Origin of the sequence: Streptomyces sp. NPDC051217, from assembly GCF_044455465.1 — a bacterium.
In the GTDB taxonomy this organism is placed as follows: Bacteria; Actinomycetota; Actinomycetes; order Streptomycetales; family Streptomycetaceae; genus Streptomyces.
Genome location: NZ_JBITEV010000001.1, coordinates 984,030 through 1,002,859 on the forward strand (window position 1 = coordinate 984,030; position 18,830 = coordinate 1,002,859).

The 18,830-nt window shown below is 68.0% G+C and carries 20 protein-coding genes; 7 read left to right on the forward strand and 13 right to left on the reverse strand.

The window, feature by feature from the left end; all coding sequences use genetic code 11:
- Window positions 1-125: 125 nt before the first annotated feature.
- On the reverse strand, window positions 126-407 hold the full coding sequence (locus ACIBBB_RS04435; RefSeq protein WP_398978523.1) for a helix-turn-helix domain-containing protein: 282 nt from the start codon (window positions 405-407) through the stop codon (window positions 126-128).
- A 213-nt stretch (window positions 408-620) separates the two neighbouring features.
- The gene (locus ACIBBB_RS04440; protein ID WP_398978525.1) at window positions 621-1,907 is read right to left on the reverse strand and encodes an MFS transporter; all 1,287 of its coding nucleotides are present in this window, start codon (window positions 1,905-1,907) and stop codon (window positions 621-623) included.
- 132 nt (window positions 1,908-2,039) lie between these two features.
- On the opposite strand from ACIBBB_RS04440, the gene ACIBBB_RS04445 reads away from it, so the two are divergent.
- Both ACIBBB_RS04445 and ACIBBB_RS04450 read left to right on the forward strand, forming a co-directional pair.
- A complete protein-coding gene (locus ACIBBB_RS04445; RefSeq protein WP_398978527.1) occupies window positions 2,040-2,939 on the forward strand; it encodes a LysR family transcriptional regulator in 900 nt (299 codons plus the stop codon).
- Window positions 2,940-3,216: 277 nt separating this feature from the next.
- Window positions 3,217-3,954: a hypothetical protein gene (locus ACIBBB_RS04450; RefSeq protein ID WP_398978529.1), complete on the forward strand. Its 738-nt coding sequence runs from the start codon at window positions 3,217-3,219 to the stop codon at window positions 3,952-3,954.
- 50 nt (window positions 3,955-4,004) lie between these two features.
- Here the strand turns inward: ACIBBB_RS04450 and ACIBBB_RS04455 are convergent, their stop codons facing one another.
- The 4 genes from ACIBBB_RS04455 to ACIBBB_RS04470 all read right to left on the reverse strand — a co-directional run bounded on the left by ACIBBB_RS04455 (window position 4,005) and on the right by ACIBBB_RS04470 (window position 6,585).
- Window positions 4,005-4,592, reverse strand: a complete 588-nt coding sequence (locus ACIBBB_RS04455) for a hypothetical protein (protein ID WP_398978531.1) — start codon at window positions 4,590-4,592, stop codon at window positions 4,005-4,007.
- 138 nt (window positions 4,593-4,730) lie between these two features.
- Window positions 4,731-5,882, reverse strand: a complete 1,152-nt coding sequence (locus tag ACIBBB_RS04460; protein ID WP_398978533.1) for a zeta toxin family protein — start codon at window positions 5,880-5,882, stop codon at window positions 4,731-4,733.
- Between the two features lie 16 nt (window positions 5,883-5,898).
- The gene (locus ACIBBB_RS04465) at window positions 5,899-6,267 is read right to left on the reverse strand and encodes a hypothetical protein (protein WP_398978535.1); all 369 of its coding nucleotides are present in this window, start codon (window positions 6,265-6,267) and stop codon (window positions 5,899-5,901) included.
- A gap of 123 nt (window positions 6,268-6,390) precedes the next feature.
- Window positions 6,391-6,585: a hypothetical protein gene (locus ACIBBB_RS04470; protein ID WP_398978537.1), complete on the reverse strand. Its 195-nt coding sequence runs from the start codon at window positions 6,583-6,585 to the stop codon at window positions 6,391-6,393.
- A 147-nt stretch (window positions 6,586-6,732) separates the two neighbouring features.
- On the opposite strand from ACIBBB_RS04470, the gene ACIBBB_RS04475 reads away from it, so the two are divergent.
- Window positions 6,733-7,125 carry a hypothetical protein gene (locus tag ACIBBB_RS04475; protein WP_398978539.1) on the forward strand — a complete coding sequence of 131 codons (393 nt, stop codon included), beginning with the start codon at window positions 6,733-6,735 and terminating at the stop codon, window positions 7,123-7,125.
- 53 nt (window positions 7,126-7,178) lie between these two features.
- Complete coding sequence (locus ACIBBB_RS04480) at window positions 7,179-7,478, forward strand: LysR substrate-binding domain-containing protein (RefSeq protein WP_398978541.1); 300 nt, start codon at window positions 7,179-7,181, stop codon at window positions 7,476-7,478.
- Window positions 7,479-7,564: 86 nt separating this feature from the next.
- On the opposite strand, the gene ACIBBB_RS04485 is transcribed toward ACIBBB_RS04480, so the two are convergent.
- Both ACIBBB_RS04485 and ACIBBB_RS04490 read right to left on the reverse strand, forming a co-directional pair.
- Window positions 7,565-8,533 carry an aldo/keto reductase gene (locus tag ACIBBB_RS04485; RefSeq protein WP_398978543.1) on the reverse strand — a complete coding sequence of 323 codons (969 nt, stop codon included), beginning with the start codon at window positions 8,531-8,533 and terminating at the stop codon, window positions 7,565-7,567.
- A 562-nt stretch (window positions 8,534-9,095) separates the two neighbouring features.
- Complete coding sequence (locus ACIBBB_RS04490) at window positions 9,096-11,558, reverse strand: alkaline phosphatase D family protein (RefSeq protein WP_398978545.1); 2,463 nt, start codon at window positions 11,556-11,558, stop codon at window positions 9,096-9,098.
- 445 nt (window positions 11,559-12,003) lie between these two features.
- Between ACIBBB_RS04490 and ACIBBB_RS04495 the strand changes: the two genes are divergently transcribed.
- Both ACIBBB_RS04495 and ACIBBB_RS04500 read left to right on the forward strand, forming a co-directional pair.
- A complete protein-coding gene (locus tag ACIBBB_RS04495) occupies window positions 12,004-12,735 on the forward strand; it encodes a TetR/AcrR family transcriptional regulator (RefSeq protein ID WP_398978547.1) in 732 nt (243 codons plus the stop codon).
- A 128-nt stretch (window positions 12,736-12,863) separates the two neighbouring features.
- Window positions 12,864-13,625: an SDR family NAD(P)-dependent oxidoreductase gene (locus tag ACIBBB_RS04500; RefSeq protein ID WP_398978550.1), complete on the forward strand. Its 762-nt coding sequence runs from the start codon at window positions 12,864-12,866 to the stop codon at window positions 13,623-13,625.
- Between the two features lie 509 nt (window positions 13,626-14,134).
- Here ACIBBB_RS04500 and ACIBBB_RS04505 read toward each other — a convergent pair.
- The 4 genes from ACIBBB_RS04505 to ACIBBB_RS04520 form a co-directional block, all read right to left on the reverse strand.
- Window positions 14,135-14,440 carry a dihydrofolate reductase family protein gene (locus ACIBBB_RS04505; protein WP_398978552.1) on the reverse strand — a complete coding sequence of 102 codons (306 nt, stop codon included), beginning with the start codon at window positions 14,438-14,440 and terminating at the stop codon, window positions 14,135-14,137.
- Between the two features lie 112 nt (window positions 14,441-14,552).
- Window positions 14,553-15,110, reverse strand: coding sequence for an SDR family NAD(P)-dependent oxidoreductase (locus ACIBBB_RS04510; protein WP_398978847.1), 558 nt, complete (start codon window positions 15,108-15,110; stop codon window positions 14,553-14,555).
- A gap of 96 nt (window positions 15,111-15,206) precedes the next feature.
- Window positions 15,207-15,824: an NAD(P)H:quinone oxidoreductase gene (gene wrbA, locus ACIBBB_RS04515; protein ID WP_398978554.1), complete on the reverse strand. Its 618-nt coding sequence runs from the start codon at window positions 15,822-15,824 to the stop codon at window positions 15,207-15,209.
- A 242-nt stretch (window positions 15,825-16,066) separates the two neighbouring features.
- Window positions 16,067-16,534, reverse strand: coding sequence for a MarR family winged helix-turn-helix transcriptional regulator (locus ACIBBB_RS04520; protein WP_398978556.1), 468 nt, complete (start codon window positions 16,532-16,534; stop codon window positions 16,067-16,069).
- A 998-nt stretch (window positions 16,535-17,532) separates the two neighbouring features.
- Between ACIBBB_RS04520 and ACIBBB_RS04525 the strand changes: the two genes are divergently transcribed.
- Window positions 17,533-17,967, forward strand: a complete 435-nt coding sequence (locus tag ACIBBB_RS04525; protein WP_398978558.1) for a hypothetical protein — start codon at window positions 17,533-17,535, stop codon at window positions 17,965-17,967.
- A 148-nt stretch (window positions 17,968-18,115) separates the two neighbouring features.
- On the opposite strand, the gene ACIBBB_RS04530 is transcribed toward ACIBBB_RS04525, so the two are convergent.
- Complete coding sequence (locus ACIBBB_RS04530; RefSeq protein WP_398978560.1) at window positions 18,116-18,739, reverse strand: TetR/AcrR family transcriptional regulator; 624 nt, start codon at window positions 18,737-18,739, stop codon at window positions 18,116-18,118.
- Window positions 18,740-18,830: the final 91 nt, after the last annotated feature.

Genomic DNA, 18,830 nt, shown 5'->3' on the forward strand with positions numbered 1-18,830 from the left:
GAATCCGACGCAGAGCCGCGGCCATGTACGCGTCGCGACGTACATTCGGGGACGTAACGGATCCTTTGGTGCACATGGAGCTTTGTCCAGGCATACATCCATCGTATGCTTTCCGGCCGCGACAATCAGACCCGGACGTCCACCACAGTCGTACGAAACCGCGCCTGATATAGGCGGTCGGGGACGCGCGGAGCGGATGTTGCCGCGACCGTCTCGACGGGATCGTCGCCCGCATCCAGAAGTGCCCGAACGGCCTCGATGCGCAGGGACTCCTGGTACCGGCCCGGTGTCATGCCCCTCTCCCGGTGAAACCGGGCGCTGAGGTGCCGCGTGCTGAGGTGCCGCGTGCTGAGGCCGACGGTCTGGGCGATGGTGTCCAGGCTGTGCCCAGGCTGGTCCTGCTCCATTCGCTCCTGACCGGGCGCACCTCGTTCGTGTCGGACCGCATCAGAAGTGTGGGGGCAGTGCCCTCTCCGTCGGAGCCGGCCCAAGAGGTGCCGGCCGGGGTGAATTGGTGGTGGTCATGGCGGTTCCCCCTTCGGGCGCACGCGCGGCTGCTCCACGGCATGATGGAGTCGCCCTTCTTGATGGCGACCAGGTCACCCTTGTCGGCGACCAGGTCACTCGGGTCGCACCCCCGTGTCGCCCTGGGAGTGCTGCGCGAGCACCGAGCGGACGCACAGCACCACGGCGGCGGCAACGAACACCACGAACACCAGCATCACCAGGCGAGCCGACACGTACTGCGTGGCGATGCCCAGCCCCACGACCGGAACAGACAGCCCGATGTACCCGCCGAGAAAGAAGCCGGAGAGCACCTCGGCCCGTGACTCCGGCGGGCCGGTCGACCCCGCGGCGGTCAGCGCACCCCGAAAGGCCAGGCCCCCACCGGCGCCGGTGAGCACGCCACCGATCACGAACGTCGCCAGATTCGGCAGCCACATCCCGCCCGCGAGGAGCGCGAGGCCCGGGATGAGGAGGAACGGGCCGACGCGGAGAGTCAGTTGCAGGCCGGCCCGGCTCAGTGCGATCTGTGCGACGGCGCCCGCTGCGAATGCGGCGAATGCCACCGCGCCGGCCACCGCGTGCGACTCCTGGTGCATGGTGCCGGCCAGGAAACTCGGAGCCAGCGAGTTGAACACGCCGAAGACGGAGAACGCAGCCAGGCCCGCGGCGGTGGCGGCGAAGAACATTCCGCGAGCGTGCCGCGGTACGGCGATCCGCTGCGGCCGGTACCGCGGAGCCGGAACCGGCCGGTTCGCGGTCTCCGGCGAGACCGCGACCAGGAGGGCCAGCACCAGCAGCACGGCGGCGAACACGATGTAGGGCAGGCGCAGCGGTTGCGGCGCGTACTCGGCCAGCAGGCCGGCGGCCAGCGGGCCGACGCCGATGCCGCCCAGGTTGGCCGCGGTGGCGACGACCTGGGCGCGGCGCGGCGAGCTCGTGTCGCCGCCGAGCACCCCGATATGCAGCTCACCGAGGTACGCGGTGGCCGTGGCGGTCGTGAGACCGATGGATATGCCGGAGATGACCCTCGCGACCATCAGTCCGGGCAGGCTCGGGGCGAACAGGAAGATCAGTGCGCTGACCACGTTGAGCAGCAGCGCGGGCACGAATATCCACTTGCGCCCCACCCAGTCGGACAGGTGACCGCCGAGGAACAGGCTGGCGATCACCCCGACCGCGTACACGGCGTAGACGACGGTGAGCATGATCGTGGAGAAGTGGTCGCGCTGCTGGTACAGCACGTACAGCGGCGTCGGGACCGCCGAGAAACCCATGTTCACCAGGAAGGCCAACGTCGCGGCCCAGAAACCGAACGAGTGGTGTCGGCGGCGTCGCGGGTGCGAAGGGTGCAGATGCTCCACCCCGGCCCGTTCACCTCCGGCGCTGAGGACGGAAGACATGAAGGTGTCCTTGTCGCGATAGACGATTGATGGCCGCAGCCCGTTGCCACGCCCAGCCCCTTCAGCCTTCTGCCTTGCGGTTATGCTGTCCAACAAAGAATTCCGAAGACAGTCATTGATTCGGGGCATGACATGGAGCTGCGGCACCTGGAACACTTCATCGCCGTCGCCGAGGAACGCAGCTTCACTCGCGCCGCAGCCCGCGCACATCTCGGACAGTCGGCGCTGTCCGTCTCGATCCGGTCACTGGAACGCGAGCTCGGCAGTCGGCTGTTCGATCGCACCACGCACCACGTCGAGCTCACCGACTCCGGCCGGGCGCTCCTCGTCGAGGCGCGCAACACACTGTCCGCGGCGGACGCCGCGCGGGACGCCGTCGCCGCCGTGCACGGGGGCCTCCGCGGCTCGGTGCGGGTGGGCATCATGCACTCGATGACCCTGATCGACCTGGCCGCCGTGCTGACCCGCTACCACCAGGAACGCCCGCAGGTCCAGATCATCCCGAGCGCCGCCCTGGGCGGGTCCGTCGAACTGGTCAACCAGGTGATCGATGGCAGACTCGACCTGGCCTTCGCCGCGTTGCCCAGTGACTATCCGCCTGGCCTGACGGTGCGCCCGCTGGCGTCCGAGCCGATGTTGCTGGCCTGTCCGGACAACCACCCGTTCGCCAAGCGCAAGGTCATCGCGCTCAGCGAGCTCGACGGCGAGCCGTTCGTGGAGGTTCCCTCCGGATGGGGCACCCGCCTCAGCGTCGACCGGCTGTTCCAGGAAAACGGTCTGCGGCGCGTGGTCGCCGTCGAAGTGGCCGACATCCCCACAGTCGTCGAACTCGTCAGAGCGGGCTTCGGATTCGCGTTTCTGAGCGCGTCAGTGGCATCGGGCTCGCGCAGTGTCGCCCTGCGGAGGGTGCGGCCGGCACCGCTGTTCGTGCCCTCGCTGATCACCGCGGCCGACCGTCGCCCGTCCGCCGCGGCCAAAGCCCTCATCGACCTCGTGCTGACCTCCTACCCTGACCCCAGTCCGGACTCCTGACCAGGGCAGCTCGCACGCTCAGTCGCAATTTCGCGGAAGGCGAGGCGGTCTGTAAGAGGAGGGTGCCCTAACGAGCGGGCTGATGTCCTGCGGCAGCCACCGGAACGGCCGGCCACAAGTGGGACGGTTCGGTCAACAGCGCCACCGGTTCCCGGGACGTCGACCTGTCGAAGGGGCTCCCGGTCTGGTTCATCGGCCAGTTCGACACCTACTACGAGCCGGCGGGGGCAAGAAAGACGACACCTTTCACACTCCGTTCCGCTCTCCGCGCATCGACGTGCGCTGCGACAAGGTCACGGCGAACGGCGCCGACCCCGGCTGTGTGCTGCCGCAGTACTTCCCTCAGTACAAGTTCAACACCGGCAAGTACCCGGCCGCCGCGGCGCATGCCTGGCTGATCCAGAACAAGTCGAAGGTCAAGGGAAGCGGCAAGAACCGCTCCGATCCACTGACCTACCTGCCGCCCCAGAATCGAAACGCGACCGGCTATGACACTGATAACAACCGGGAAAAGGTGATGTGCTCCAAGTCCCGGTCCAAGCGCACGGACGGATGGGTTCCCAGCAAGCCGTTCCTCAAGCACCCCTGGACGGCCCTGCACCCGGAGATCACCGAAGGCGCCGCTGAAGCGATCTCCTGCGACGAGTTCCCGTTCTCCTCCACCTACCAATCCCCCGGCACGCCCCTGGTGAACGGCGGGATGAACACCGCTGGTGCGAACGGTGGCGGCGAGTGCATCCAGACCGTTGCGGCCAAGACCGACGACGGCAGTGAGCACCTGCTCGATGACACCCGCTACGACGCCCCGACGTTCGCAGAGAACTGCGGCCGGTCGTCGATGTCGCTGAAGGTGAACTCCGGATCGATGAACAAGTTCGGGTTCACCGACCCAACATTCATCAAGACGTTCCGGGTTCTGGACGGCGACGCCTACACCCTCGACCCGGGCAATGCCTGGTTCAAGGCGTGTGACCCGTCCAAGGCTGCACTGCTCTGCACGATGGCCAAGCCGTAGCAAGTAATCCTTGACGGTCCCCGCCCGGATCCGGGCGGGGACCGCTTTGGTCAGTGAACCGGGCTCCAGTGCCCGGCGGCATCCGTCAGCCAGGACCCCTGAGGACGGTCCCAGATCAGGCAGCCCCACACGACGCCGGGCACATCGGAGCCCATCAGGTTCGCAGGCCCTACGTTCAGCGTGCGGTGAACGCTCTCCAGGTAGACGGCCATCGACGGGTAATCGGGCGTGCCGGCCGGGTTGTCCTCGAACGACCACTTCCCGACACCACGGGCGCCGATGTAGGAGCCCTGCAGCGGAGCGTCCTCGTCGTCCCCCGTGAGCCAGGGAACCACCTCGGCGCCCCAGAAGTCCTCCGTCCCCGGCCCGGGAAGGCGCGGCCCCAGCGCCTTGGCCGGCGAGAGAAGCAGCCCGTCCGGGAAGAACTCCCCGGAGAAGATCTCGCCCTGCTCGTCGGCCTCGATGTCCTGGTGCTCCACACCACCGCACAGTCGCCACAGCGCGCCCAGCTCCACGGGCAGCCCGAACCCGAGGTGCTGCCTCAGCTGGGAGTCGGCGGTGGCGATCTCTTCGTCCGTCGCGGGCGGCAGGAGGGAGGCGTACGAAGTGGGGGCGTGCTCGGCAAGCCAGTCGGTCACAGCCCGCCAAGCCACTGCGACGCGCTCGGCTTCCTCTTCACCATGTGATTGAACAGACACGCGGTCACATTACTCGGGCCAACGTCGCATCCCAGAAGAGCCAGAGGTCCACTACGTCCATGCCACTCTGCCCACATTTCAGCGAGACGCATCGAGAGGTCGGCTGACGCCCGTTCCGCGATCGAGTGGATCATCGATCGCTTCCAGGCGACGGTCGACACGAAGAGCAAAGCGAGTCGTCACGGTCAGCCTGGAGACGATGAAGATCGTGGATGCTCCCGGAGCTGGACATCCTGGAGTAGCCCGACGTACCCAGTGGTGGCGAGGGCATCGAAGTAGAGCCTGGGTAGAACCTGCCGAGTGCCGCCGCGGCGGCCCGAGGTAGGCAGCGTCGGAAGCGCTCAGGGCCTTCGTGCTCTGGCCGCGTAGCGGCCCAACGCAAGAGAAGGTTCGCTCATCGTCGCCTGTGCGGGCCCCTGGCCGAGGCGGGGCGGCTGCATCATGGAGGGCATCAGCGGGCGTGCGAGGGCCGCGATGGCGTCCAGCTCCCAGCGGTGACGGGGCAGCGCCCGGCGTGATCGCGTTGATCGCCGGATGCCGCTCGGCAAGAACAACGACGTCGGCGAGGGCTCCGAAGCACTGGTCATGCCCGGACTCGGTGGTGAACCGTCCGCTGACACCGATCTGCAGGGCGGTGGCGAGCCGGCTGTCGGCCGCACGCACGGCCGGGACCACGAGCTCCACCGGGTAGCCAGCGCCCGCGAACGGCAGCACGCTGCCCAGGAACTCCTGGGCGCTGCCGGGCGCGGCCTCGATGAGAACGTCGCCACGCCGGTCGCGCACGTACGCCTCGGCCCGCGCGAACCAGGCCCGGTAATCCGCCCGGACCGCCGCCCCGGCGTTGCGCGGATCATCATTGAGCAGCTGGAAGTGGTCCGGATGCGATGCCTTGAAGTCGTCACCTTCCAGACGGGTGGCGCCCGCCCGCATCGCCCGCTTGACCATGGGCGAGGACACCAGCTTGCCCGCCCCCGGCTGCCCCAGCACGTACACCGCCCTCGGATCCTGCCGGGCGATGATGCCGCTCAGGTACGACGGCGCGATCAGCTCGTGCGGACGTCGACGGCCAAGAGCTTCCCGTACTCGCGGTGCCAGGACGACGGCGGGCGCGCCATGGGACGGTCGGAGGTGGCAATCAACGACATTGACTACCTCGATCTGGACTACTGAAAAGGAGCGAATATACGACCGCTGAATTCCCCGCCTGAGCCGAAGCACGACAGTTGGCACAAAGGCAGGCTTGTTGTCACTCGGGGGCGTCGGCCGCCTCCATGGTGGTGGGTCGGCGCCCGCCGCAGCAGGCCACCACTACTGTCGCCGTGGAGTTCAGGAAGATCGTGAACACCGACGACTTGTCCACCGCGTCGATGCTTCCGGTACGAAGCGGCTCTTCCCCGGCCCGCCTGAGGATGTCGACGCTGTCGGCACGGCCATCGATCGTGTGCCCACGCCTCAGGGAGTGGCGCATTCGCCGTCGGAAGACGCCCGCGTGCCGGTTGGCGGGGACCAGGCCGTCCCAGACGACGAAGTCACCCCCGGCGATCAAGGTGTCGCGTGCAGGTCCGCATGCCGGGGTCTGTTCGCGGAGCATGGCGATGAGGTCGTCGCGGGTCACACTGCGCCCCGTGACAGGAAGACCGGCGATCGGCTGTGTGTGACAACTACAGCACCTCTCTGGTGACAGTCCGGCTGCTTCGACCTGGTTCCTTCGCAGGTTATTCGGTGCCGTCGGTGACAACTACAGCGCCTCGGCACACACGAAGAAGAGGTCTCGCCGCGGAACGCGCAGCCCGACCACGCACCCCTCACGCCGTACGCTCCCGCGCCGGGAGCTCCGGCCGAACTGCTCGCGCAGCTGCGCGCTGGGCTTGCCGACCTGGTGGTGAAGGAGAGCCTCGACGGCGGGTGGGACGGTACGAAGGGAATCAGACATCCCCGTTCATCAGCCGTTTATCCGTTCACTCGATACTTCTGCTGAACGCCTCGCCAGATACCGCACACGACCGTCTGTACTACAGGACGCCACCTGCTGGTCGCGTTGAGTCGTGGTCAGCCCAGAGTGGTCAAGCAGGGGGAATGCATGAGTATCCACAGGAAGATCAGCAGTCTCGTCGTCACCACGGCCCTCGCAAGCACGGCGCTCATCGGAAGCGCCTCCACCGCCAGCGCCGCCACCTGCTACGGGAGCGCCCACAGCTACAGCAAACCGGCCGACTCGACGTTCCTGCCGAACATAGGCAACGGCCATTTCCGAACGACCAGTAACTGCGCGGACATCAACATCAAGACGAATGCCGACCGCTACATCAGAGTGTGCTTCGTTCCTTCGAGTGGCGGCACCCAGTGCCAGGACGACTTCAAGCTGGCTCGCAGGGGCGTGTGGACGGTTATCGCCACCGACGTGAGGGACGCCACGAAGTTTGCCTTCGTCTTCGAGGCGACAGGGGTGTCCACCGGGTACTGGGCGGCCTGACCGCCGAACACCCATGAACACGAGGGTTGCCGGGGTGCAGAGCCCTTGCGTCAGTGCGGCCCGCACTGTCCGATCGTGCCTTCGCGGCGGCCGGGGTGGAACGTGTGGTCGCCCTGGAGGTCAACGACGTACACAGCCTCCTCGATCTCGTCGGGCACCGGCTCGGGCTGGCCCTCGTACCAGCACACATCGCGGACAAACCGCAGGCTGCGGAGCTGAGCGCGGTGCCGCTGAGCGGCGAGGACGGTCCGGTGTGGCGCTCCGCCGTCGTCGTCCCCGGCCAGGGCGGGACGAGTCCGGCCGCGCAGCGGTTGCTGAGCCTTGTGCCCGGCCTCGCCACGGGCCGTGGCTGATCAGTGCGGTCCGTCCTCCGGGCGGGTCCCGGAGGAGCCGCAGCCCCGGGGTCCGGCCCGAAGGCCGGTCATTCAAGGACACGGGATCACACCACCCCCTCGGGTGTCGCACCCTCGATGGGCACGGCGTCGGCCGTGAGCTCCGCGATGACGAAGAGGTCCTCAGCACTGAGTTCCACGTGGGCGGCCATGGCGCCGGCCTTGATGTTGGCGCTGCTGCGGGCCCCCACGATGGTCACGTCCACCCCGGGCTGGTTGAGCACCCAGGCGATCGCCAGCTGTCCCACCGTCAGCCCGCGCATTTCGGCGAAGTCCGCGAGTCGCCGTACGACCGCCAGATTGCGCTTCAGAGTCTCGCCGGTGAAGGCGGTCGCCCGGCTTCGCCAGTCGCTCTCCTCGAACATGGTGCTCTCGTGGATGCTGCCGGTGAGCAATCCGCTGGCGAGCGGGCTGTAGGCGAGGACGCCGATGCCGTGCTCCATCGTGTAGGGCAGGATCTCCGTCTCGATGCCGCGGCGGAAGAGGTGGTAGGGCGGCTGGAGGGTGTCCACCGGGCGGACCGCGGCGAACTCGGCCATCTCCCGGGCGTCGTAGTTGGAGACCCCGACGAATCGGATCTTTCCCTCGTCGACCAGTTCCTGCAGCACGGCTGCCGTCTCCACGGCGGGCACCGTCGGGTCGGGCCAGTGCACCTGGTAGAGGTCGATGGTCTCGACTCCGAGGCTGCGCAGACTCCGCTCCACACCCTGCCGTAGGTAATCGCCGGATGCGTCACGCCCGCCTTCCGGCAGGACACCGCCCTTCGTGGCGATCACCACGCTGTCCCGGTCCCCGGTGATCTCCGGGCGCAGGGCCTTGCCCAGCAAGCGCTCCGACTCACCGAAGCCGTAGGCCTGGGCGGTGTCGAAGAAGTTGATTCCGAGCTCGCGGGCTTCCCGGATGGCCGCGATGGCCCGGTTCTCGTCGAAGCTCCCCCACTGGCCGCCGAGTTGCCAGGTGCCGAACGCGATGCGGGAGACGTGAAGCCCGGTCGAGCCGAGCGAGGTCGATTTCATGCCCGTCTTACTCCTTGACTGCGATGGTGACGTGCTCGTCCATGCTCAGGGCGGCTCGGTCGCACGGTCCAACAGAAGAAAACGCAGGCGGTGAGAAGCACAGCTTCTTAATCCGTGGCAGAGCCGACGGGGTGCCGTCAGGTGATTTCGTTGACGGGTGTGAGAGGACTGCACGGCGGAGGTGTCCCAGCCGTTCCCACTCGAGGATCGACGCCGGTCGCGGTGGCGTCCGGCCGGTGGTGTACAGGCTGGCGAGCGTGCTGGAACTCATCGTCCCGGTGGACACGGCTGTGGCTACAAGCGCCAGGTGCCCAGCGACTACGACCGTTCGCCGACATCATCCACGCCCGCATCCCGGAAGTCTCGGTGTGCGAGCACGTCCGCTGGTGCCGACGCCTGCCATGGAGGACGACGGCACATCCTCGGGCGGCACCGGACTCCGGTGCCGCCCGAGGGGCGACGTATCGTCACAGTGATTGAGTCGTGGATACCAGCCGGGGCGGTCCGGGCTCGCCCGCCGTCGCGTCGGCCGTCGCGTCGGCCGGGCTGCAGTGACGCGCTGTCACAGCCGGTCGAGGAGGGCGAAGGGGTCTGCCGAGTCCCGGCTGTCGGCGGCGACGATGCGCCGGCGCAGGGTGAAGGTCCCGCCCGGCGGGAGGGTGACCTGACGCTGGCTCATGACCCAGATGCCGCAGGCGTAGACCGTGAACGCGGTGTCCTCATAGACGAGGCCGTACGTCTGGCCGTCGAGGCCGGTCATGCCGATCCACGGCGCGGTCGGGGTGAAGTCGGCGGGCGTTCCGGCGGTGATGATGCCGGTTCCGGGGACACCGGTGCGCTGGCCGAGACCGTCGTGGTCGATCACGTCCCCGGTCCAGAAGGTCTGCTCCGCCGTACCCCGGTTGGTGAAGATGCTCTCCGCGCGGACCCAGGGCTCGCCCTGCGTGACGGTGTACGTCGTCACCACGTCCAGGTCGGGTACCTGCGTACCGGCGCCGACCGCACGGACCACCGCGCTGGTGCCACCCGCGCGGACGATGTCCACGGCGGCGGACCTGACGGTGAGCTGCTGCCAGGCGTTGCCGCCACGCGGGCGGGCCGTGGACGCGTAGGGCAGGTTCAGCCAGTCGAGCTGGTCGAGGTGGCCGACGGCGGCCAGGTCGCGGGGCTTGCCGACCGTCACGTTCGGCAGCTGGCCGTCGCTGGAACCGGCCGAGACCGCGAGGGCGAGCAGATCGTTGCCGAGGATGATGTCCGAGGTGGTGGCCTCGGACTGCGGGCCCGGCACAGTGCGTCCGGTCGCGGCGTACGCTGCCGTGGTCCGGTCCAGCCGCAGGTCGAGCGCGGTGGAGCCGTTACGGCGGATCGTCACCTCGCGGCTTTCGGGTTCGTAGCCGACGCCGTTGGCGATGACCTGGTAGGTGCCCGCGGGGGCGAAGGCGATGAACTCGCCGGACGGGTCGGTCGTGGTACCCGCGATACGGGTCCCCTCAAGGTCGGTGACCGTGACCGCGACGTTTCGCAGCGGCCTCCCGGACCGGTCCACGACCCTGCCCACCAGTCCGTCACCGCCGTCCCGGCGCCGCCGCGCCCCCGAGACACCGTCGTGTACGTCGAAGGAGGCGATGGTGTACGCCGGGGACACGGCGTCCCGGGAGTCCAGCACGATCCTCAGGTCGCTGCGCCACCGGTCCTCGGTGACGTCGCACAGGACGTAGCCGCGGTAACCGCCGTTGTAGAACTTGACGTGCGGGTTCGCCGCGAGCCCCTGGCGGACATCGTTGTCCCAGCCCGCACCGGAGGAGATCGACGTTCCGACGAACTCGGTGGCGATGACTGGCGAGGCGGGGTCCGTGAAGTCGGTCTTGAGGTCGTTGACCCAGTGGGTGTGCCAGTCGCCGCTGAGGACGACCGGGTTGGACGGCTTGCGCTTCGCGATGTGGTCGAGGATGCGCGACCGGGCGGCCGGATAACCGTCCCACTGATCGAGGTTGACGACCTGGCCCGGACCGAGGTCGTAGTCGAAGGCGGCCATGATGGTCTGCTGCGCGATGACGTTCCACCGGGCCGGGGACGCGTCGAGCTGATCGAGCAGCCAGCGTTCCTGCTCGGGGCCGGTCATGGTGCGCGACTCGTCGTAGACCTCGCCGGTCGGCTCCTTGCGGCCGTCGCCGAGCGCCTGGTCGCTGCGGTACTGACGGGTGTCCAGCACGTTGAACTGGGCGAGTCGGCCGTATTTGAGCGTGCGGTACATCAGCGCGTCGGGGCCGGCGGCACGCTGCTCCGTCCGCATCGCCAGATGCTCGTAGAACGCCTGGTAGCCGTTGGCGCGCCGGTCGAGGAACGGCCTGCCGTCGCCCGCTCCGCCCGGGGCGTCGGCGGCGTAGTTGTTCTGGACCTCGTGGTCGTCCCAGGTGTGGAAGAACGGGAACCGGGCGTGGGCTTCCCGCAGGTCCGGAGAGGTCTTGTAGAGGGCGTACAGCCGCCGGAACTCCTCCAGGGAGCCATTACTGGTCTCGTAGATGTAGTCGCCGAGGTGAACGACGAAGTCGACATCCTGGGTGGCCAGGTCGAGGTAAGCCGGGTACGGGCCGCCCGCCCACGCCTGGCAGGAGACGAAGGCGAAGCGCATCCTGTCGGCGGCCGTGCCCGGCGCGGGCAGGGTCCGGGTGCGCCCGGTGCGGCTGTACACGCCGTCGGCCTGGAAGCGGTACCAGTACCAGCGGTCCGCCTTCAGGTCCTCGGCGAGGGCGTGGACCGTGTGCGCGGACTCGGGGACGGCGGTGACCTCGCCGGAGCACTCGACGTGCTTGAAGTCCTCGTCGCGGGCGAGCTCCCAGCGCACGGTGACGGGCTGGGCCGGTATGCCACCGGTCTCCACGTCGAAGGGGTCGTTGCACAGCCGGGTCCACAACACGACGCTCTCGTCGTCGGGTTCGCCCGAGGCGACGCCGAGAGTGAAAGGTGCCGGGTCGAGTTCAGCCGTATCGGCTTGAGCCGGGGTTCCGAGGAGCTGAGACGTCATAGCGGCACCGAGGGTGCCACCCGTCAGAGTCAGGAACTTCCGTCTGTCCAGGGAAGGAAGGGGCACGGTGCTTCGTCTTTCTGCGGGGCCAGGTGTGTCAGGGGGGCGACGAACGGAGCTTTGTTAACCAGGGCGATCAGCAAATGAAGGACCACTGAACAGAAAGGGCGAACCTCGTTACATACCGAGGCGTTCCGCGTGCTCACTCACTCACACGCCACGCCGCCTGCCGGCCAGTTGCCGGTTGGGGAGGCATAGGTTGGTCCTCATCCAAGCCGTGTGATCAGTCGTCGGTGGTGACCTGGGTGGCTTCGGCTGATGTCGGCTGCGGGGGTGTCTTGGCGGGGTGCGGCACGGAGCGGGCCCGTCACCGCCAGTGGGGTGAGGAAGCACTCACCGCCCCATCGCCGCCTCGAACTCGAACTCCCGCCCTGGAGACCTGCGGGTGCTCCACGATGACGGGGATGGCGGCCCGACCGCCCAGGTTGAATTCCTCGTCTTCCTCGAAGCGCTCCTCCGCGCCAGACCCGAGGACATCAGCGGCGCGCAGTTTGCCCCACAGTTCGGGCGGCACGGCGCGGTCCAGTCCGTCTTCCTGCTCGGCGAACAGCCGCGGCTACGGGCCGACGCGGCGCGCAATCGCGCTCGACTGCTGGAAGTGGCGGCCCGGTTCGCCGCGGAACGTGGAGTCGCGAACGTGACCATGGAGGAAGTCGCCGCTGCCGCGGGGGTCGGTAAGGGCACCGTCTTCCGGCGATTCGGGGACCGGGCCGGCCTCGTGCAGGCACTCCTGGATCACCACGAGCAACGGCTCCAGGCCGCCTTCCTCACCGGCCCACCACCGCTGGGGCCCGACGCGCCCGCCATGGAACGGCTTCGGGCTTTCGGGCCGGCCGTCATCCGCCACGAACGCTCCCACCGCGACCTCTATCTGGCCGCCCACGCGGAGACCGACCGCCTCTATACGACCCCGCCATACATTCTTCGGACCACCCACATCGCCACGCTGCTGCGCCAGGTGAACGCGGATCGTGACATCGAACTCCTCGCGCACACCCTGATGGGCTATCTCACCACCGCACTCGTCGATCACCTGATCGGCCGGCGCGGGATGTCCCTGAAGCGCCTGGAGGCCGGCTGGTTCGACGTCGTGGTCCGTCTGGCCCCAGCGGTGTAGGTGGTGCTCAAGGCCACCTGTCGCGCCGAGGCCGAACCCGGCGCCTTCGACGGAAATACAAACGGACCGTGGTCCTGTTGCACTCAACAAACCGGACTGAAGTCCGTTCGTTGCGAAAGGGACACATCATGGGCTCACTCACGGGCAAGGTCGCCGTGGTCACCGGCGCTGGACAGGGAATCGGCGCCGGCATAGCGAAGGACCTGGCTGCCGCCGGTGCGGCGGTCGTCGTCAACCACTACCCCGGCGACCGGGACCGCACCCGCGCGCAGCAGGTCGTGGAGGCCATCACCCACCAGGGCGGAAAGGCCATCGCCATGGTCGCCGACGTCACGAAGGCCGTCGACCTGAGCACGCTGTTCGATCGCACCGTCGAGACATTCGGTTCGCTGGACATCCTGGTGAACAACGCGGGTGTCTACGAGTTCGGCCCGCTGGCCGAGATCACCGAGCGGGACTTCCACCACCAGTTCGACACCAACGTCCTCGGGGTCGTCCTGGCGACCCGCGAAGCGGTGAAACGGTTCGGCCGGGGCGGCGGCAGCGTCGTCAACATCAGCTCCACCGCGGTCCAGATCTCCCAGCCGAACCAGATGATCTACACGGCGACCAAGAGCGCCGTAGAGGCCATCACCCGCGTCCTCGCCAAGGAACTCGGACCGGCCAACATCAGAGTGAACGCCGTCGCCCCCGGCGGCACGGAAACCGAGGGCGGCCACGAACACGGGCTCATCGGCAGCCCGTACATCGACAAGCTGATCTCCGAGACACCGCTCGGGAGGCTGGGTCGCCCGGAGGACGTGGCCCTCGCCGTGACCTTCCTCGCCTCGCCCGAGGCCCGATGGGTGACCGGAGAGGTCCTGCTCGCCTCCGGCGGCCTCCGGCCCTGACCCGGACACCCCGGGGCAACCGGCCAGGAACACCGACACCGGTGCGATGTCCGACAGCCCCGGGGGCCGTGATCGGCAGCCGTGACCGGCCCCCGAACCACTGCTGGAGCACCTGGAGGGCCCTGGCCTCCGAGGACTCGTCACGCCCACGTCTTGTATGTAGACCGTGGAGGGGACGTAGAGGCTGCTACGTCGGCACTGCGGGTCCTGGCAGCAGCCCGCCCGACGCGCGGCAGGTAGCAGATGGTCAGCCAGTCCCGTAAAGCGGCGGCAGCGACACTGGCCCTGCGACCGCAGAGCGCGCGGACCGCCCTCGTCCTACGTCTGCCGCCGGCGCTGCACCGAGCGAACACTGACCCGCAGGTCCTTGGCGATCACCGAATTCGCCTTCCTGAGCTGTAACTCCTCGCGGAAGTACTGCCGTTCGGCATAAGACACCGTCTAAAGCTGCCGCTTGATGTTGTACCTCAAGTGGGCGAATGGCCCGAACCGCGCGACGCTCGTGAGCGTCATTCGTTCTGCGGCTGTTCGCCGGGGAAGAGTGGCGCTCCGGTGGCGAGAGAGACCGGAGCGACAAAGAAGGCCATCTCGTCGAGGGCGCCCGCATCGAGGAACCGACCGGCGAGTTCACCACCGCCCATGCCCCAGGTGTCCTTCCCACCGGCGGATTTCACGATCGCGGGCACAGCGTCGGCGACCAGTCCCCGGACGAAGCGAAGGTCGGCGCCGACGGGCCGTGGAAGCTCCCGGGAAGTGAAAACGAAGGTCGGCCGGTCACCGTAGTGCGCCTGCCAGTTCTGCGGCTCTTCGAGCATGTTGGACTCGCGCAGCGTTCATTCATAGGTAGTCGACTCTTCGGCGAGGGCTCCGATCCCCGTCATGAAGCCGTCATTCGGCGGGCGATAAAGGGAAGCGCCGGTTCGGTGCCTATCGGCCCGCAGTGATCAATGCGCCCTGCCAAGTCGTCGAGCATTCCTCAAGCGCTCTCGCTGTTCGCATTGCGCGTTCGAACCCGAGCGTCCCCGCGGGGCGAGAGAGTCGGTGAGGCCGCTCCGCAGGACGTTCAGCCCTTGGGTGGCGTCGCCCGCGAGTTCTCCGCCGGCACTGAAGTCGGCTCCGGTGATCCAGCGCGAGTCGTCGCCGGCGAGGAAGAGGACGACCGGGGTAATGTCCTCGGACTCCCCCCACGCGCTTGAGGGCGACGTGGTCGGTCTTGAACGGAGCCTTCACGGTGGCGGGGGTATGGGTCTGCCCGGGGTGGACGGTGTTGACCCGGATCCCGTGCGTTCCGATCTCGATCGCGGCGGTTTTGGTGAGGCCGCGGATGGCCCACTTCGAGCTGACGTGGCCAACCGCGCTGGGATAGCCGCGCAGTCCGGCACTGGAGCCGATGTTGACGATCGAGCCGCCGCCGACCCTCTTCGTGAAGGTATACAGGCGATCACGCCGTTGAAGACCCCGAACAGGTTGATGTTGCCCAACCAGGTCTTCGACCTGCCGGGGGCTGCGGGCCCCCTCCGGCGTGCGCTCGCCGGCCCTTCGCGCCGCCGCCGAGTCCGGGGCGGCGGCGCTCCGTGCGGATCAGGCGTCGAGGCCCAGCTTGAGCGCCTTTGCGAACCGCACCACGCGCTCGCCCTGGTAGCGGGCGGAGGCGCGGGTGTCCTCGCCGACCGGGATGGTGCCCTGGGCGTCGAAGTGCGAGGTGCCGTAGGGGTTGCCGTCGGCGAACTTGACCGCATCGGTGTAGCCGGGAGGGACGATGACACCGCCGAAGTGATGGATGGTGTTGTAGAGAGCCAGCAACGTGGACTCCTGACCGCCGTGCAGAGTGGCGGTGGAGGTGAAGCCGCTGTAGACCTTGTCGGCCAGCTTGCCCTCACCCCACAAGGGGGAGAGCGTGTCGATGAACTGCTTCAGCTGAGCCGCGACATTGCCGAACCGGGTCGGCGATCCGAAGATCACCGCGTCTGCCCACTCGATGTCGTCGAGCGTGGGCGCAGGCAGGTGGGCTGTGTCGACATGGTGGGCGGCCCAGACCGGGTTCCTGTCGATGACACCCTGCGGGGCCAGCTCGGCGGCCTTGAGGATGCGCACCTCTGCACCCGCTTTTTCGGCGCCTTCGGCGACCGCCTTCGCGATCTCGGTGCCGGTACCGGTCGACGAGTAGTAGACGACGGCAAGCTTGACGGAATCAGGCATCAGAGTGTCCTTCGTTCAGTGGCCGCCGTGGCTTGCGGACAGCGCCTAGCGGTAGGTCATGCGGCCCGCAGAGTGCGGGCGACTCATCAAAGATTAGCGCTTAGTGGGTGATGTATCAACCTAAGAAGGTTGATGCATCACCCATTCAGTAAAGCGTGGGGCCGCTGACGCCCCGGCGTCCCCGGATGCCCCCCGTGTCCTGGGACGTCCGAGACGCCGACCGCACCGCGCTCGTGGCCCGCTCATTCCTCGGGCTCGTCCCGCTGATGCGTCAGCACCGCTTCGGAAATGGTCGCCAAGGCGTCGAGCTGAAGCGGGCTGAGCGCATCGATGAACGAGCGGCGCACGTAGGCGACATGGAGCGGGCTGGCCGCCTGGATGGCCTCACGGCCCTCGACCGTGAGGGTGACGTATGCCCCGCGGGAATCAGCCATGCAGGGGTGGCGTTCGACCAGTCCGCGCTTGATCATGCGGGAGAGCAGGTGGGTGAGACGACTCTTCTCCCACCTGAGGTGATCCCGTAGCTCGAAGATGCGGAGGCGGCTCTCCGCATCCTCGGACAGTGTGGCAAGGATGGCGTACTCCGGCTCCGAAAGGCCGGAGTCGAGGAGTAGCTGCCGGTTCAGGCGGCGCATTACTTCCTCCTGCATGGAGAGGAATCCCTGCCATGCTCGCTGCTCGCGCTCCGTCAACCACTGGGGATCAGCCATGGCGCCGAGCCTAACCGAAGAGGGGACACGTCACCCACGCCGGGCGAGTGGCGCCCACCCGCGAGGACGGCTCCGCCGAGGCGCCCCGACGGGAGTCGGAGACAAAGATACGGACGGTGGCGAACGAACCTTTTGATGATCAAGGGGAGGGCGCCTTGCATGTCCAGTAAGGGTGATGTATCATCTTGAGCCATGGATGATACGTCTCCCCAGGAGGGGAGAATCCTTCCATGGAACGGATTTGGCTGGTTACGGGTGCCGCTTCGGGGCTCGGCCGTGAGATCTCGCGGGCAGCACTGGGGGCCGGTGACACTGTCGTTCTGGCCGACCGCCGTACGCAGGGGGCACGGATGCTGGTCTCCGCATACCCCGGGGCGGGCGCAATCGGTCGAGCTCGACGTGACCGACCCGGTGCGTATCGACGCGATCGTGATTACGGAGACACGGTCGGCGCCCTGCGGGCCCACATGGAGGAGGTAACGGGCAAGCAGCCGGGCGATCCGGCGAAGATCGCTTCGGCGCTGCTGACCGCTCTGGGCGACGACAGTCCACCGCTGAGGCTTGCCCTCGGCAACGAGACACTCGACCGCCTGAACGCCGCGGGTCCAGCAGACACTGGAGGAGCGGGCCGCGTGGGAAGACCTCACCCGTGGCACCGACTTCGACAACGCGTAACACCGCCCGCGCATGATCACACTGCAGAACAACGCAAGGCCGTCGCGTTTGGCGCGACCGGCTTGTCAAGACATCCGCCGAGCACGAGTGGTGACGGAGAACGGGATCTCTGCCCCGTGCTCGAAGCGTTCCACGGCTTGAGGCCAGATTTGCTCCCGCGTGGCCCTCCCAACGTCGGTCACGGGGCTGACGGCCGGACTGGGTGGCCCGCAGTGAGACCCCTTCCAGTACGACGAAGTGCCCTTGCCGGCCGTGGCGGTCGAGTGGGATCGGTGCGTAGGTGGGCGGCAGGCTCACAGGGTCCCCTCGGTGAATGACGAGATGTGTCCGGCGACGGCTTCGGCGAACCGGTCGGGGTCGTGCAGCAGGCTCTTCGCGTTCAGGCGCAGGTCCGAGCGCAGGAGGCACGGCTGGATGCCGCCGGCGTGGTCGACGCGCAGCGCCCAGAACCCTTCGACGCACTGCGGGCGAAGCGGGCAGGTGCCGCACTGGCCGACGTGGTGACGGCCGAGGCTGCGATGGATGACGTCGATCTCCACGCCGTCGACCAGAAAGACCCGGTGGCCCTGGCCGACTCCGGCGTCTTCCGCGAGCTCGTCGCCTTCAGCCGGAATCGGCCGTCCCAACTGGCGGAGCGGTATCGGAACCTGCTCACCTCGGCGGAGCCGCCGCTGACCGCCGGACACGAACTGCCGCCGACGCCCTCTGCTGCTGGGGCGAGTCTTTGGGATCTTGCCGGGCCCGCGAGCGGGGTCTGATCCCCAAGACGGCCCTGGTGCTGTGACCGGGAAGGTTCACCGGGTCCCGTCCGGCGATTGACGACAGGCGTGGCCCAGGAGCCGCGCCACCCGGTCGACGTTCCCGGCTACCGCACTGCACGCGTGCTCGCGGTACGCCGACGGTTTGTCACCTCGCCCGCCTGGCGCGCTCCAAACCGTCGAGGAGCAGGTCGAGTCCGAAGCGGAATTCCTCGTGGAGTGGGACGCTGGTGAGTTCCGCCGCGGCGGCTGTCGTGGCCGGGTAGGCGGCTGGGTCGAGGGACCGGTAGTAGTCGTGCAGTTGGGGCTGTTCTTCTGGCTGGGCTGCACCCGGGCCGTGCTGCTGGATGGCGAATCCGACCACGTAGTGGCCGATCGCGGTGAACGCGCGGGCCGCGAAACCGACGGGGAAGCCGAAGCCGAGGAGGAGTCCGATGGCGCGCTCCCGGTTCGCCAGACCGTTCGGGCCGACGGGTACCTGCGATACCAGCAGGGGGAGCGCGTTCGGATGTCGGCGCAGGGTGTCGTACAGCCCTTCGGCCCCCACCGTGACGGCTTCTCGCCAGGACAGCCCCTTCACGGCATCCGGCGTCAGCCGGACTTCGCCCAGAATCCGGTCCACCACATGAGCCAGCAGCTCGTCCTTGCCGGCGAAGTGCCGGTACAGGGTCGCCGTGCCCGATCCCAGCGAGTCGGCCAGCATCCGTAGGGTCAGCGCCTGGACGCCCACCTCGTCGATGAGCTTCAGGGCCATGTCGATGACCTTGCCCACGTCCACCGGTGGACGCCCGCGCCGGCGGACGGGAGCCGGCGGGCGATTCGCCCACCAGGCCGGACTCCCCGGTAGGGCAGAGGTTTCGGCG

Bases quoted from the DNA above. Each gene is read 5' to 3' on its own strand.
- ACIBBB_RS04435 (WP_398978523.1), bottom strand. From the start codon at position 407: ATGGAGCAGGACCAGCCTGGGCACAGCCTGGACACCATCGCCCAGACC.
- ACIBBB_RS04520 (WP_398978556.1), bottom strand. From the start codon at position 16,534: ATGGCTGATCCCCAGTGGTTGACGGAGCGCGAGCAGCGAGCATGGCAG.
- ACIBBB_RS04500 (WP_398978550.1), top strand. From the start codon at position 12,864: ATGGGCTCACTCACGGGCAAGGTCGCCGTGGTCACCGGCGCTGGACAG.
- ACIBBB_RS04490 (WP_398978545.1), bottom strand. From the start codon at position 11,558: ATGACGTCTCAGCTCCTCGGAACCCCGGCTCAAGCCGATACGGCTGAA.
- ACIBBB_RS04475 (WP_398978539.1), top strand. From the start codon at position 6,733: ATGAGTATCCACAGGAAGATCAGCAGTCTCGTCGTCACCACGGCCCTC.
- ACIBBB_RS04470 (WP_398978537.1), bottom strand. From the start codon at position 6,585: ATGTCTGATTCCCTTCGTACCGTCCCACCCGCCGTCGAGGCTCTCCTT.
- wrbA (WP_398978554.1), bottom strand. From the start codon at position 15,824: ATGCCTGATTCCGTCAAGCTTGCCGTCGTCTACTACTCGTCGACCGGT.
- ACIBBB_RS04440 (WP_398978525.1), bottom strand. From the start codon at position 1,907: ATGTCTTCCGTCCTCAGCGCCGGAGGTGAACGGGCCGGGGTGGAGCAT.
- ACIBBB_RS04505 (WP_398978552.1), bottom strand. From the start codon at position 14,440: ATGCTCGAAGAGCCGCAGAACTGGCAGGCGCACTACGGTGACCGGCCG.
- ACIBBB_RS04445 (WP_398978527.1), top strand. From the start codon at position 2,040: ATGGAGCTGCGGCACCTGGAACACTTCATCGCCGTCGCCGAGGAACGC.
- ACIBBB_RS04485 (WP_398978543.1), bottom strand. From the start codon at position 8,533: ATGAAATCGACCTCGCTCGGCTCGACCGGGCTTCACGTCTCCCGCATC.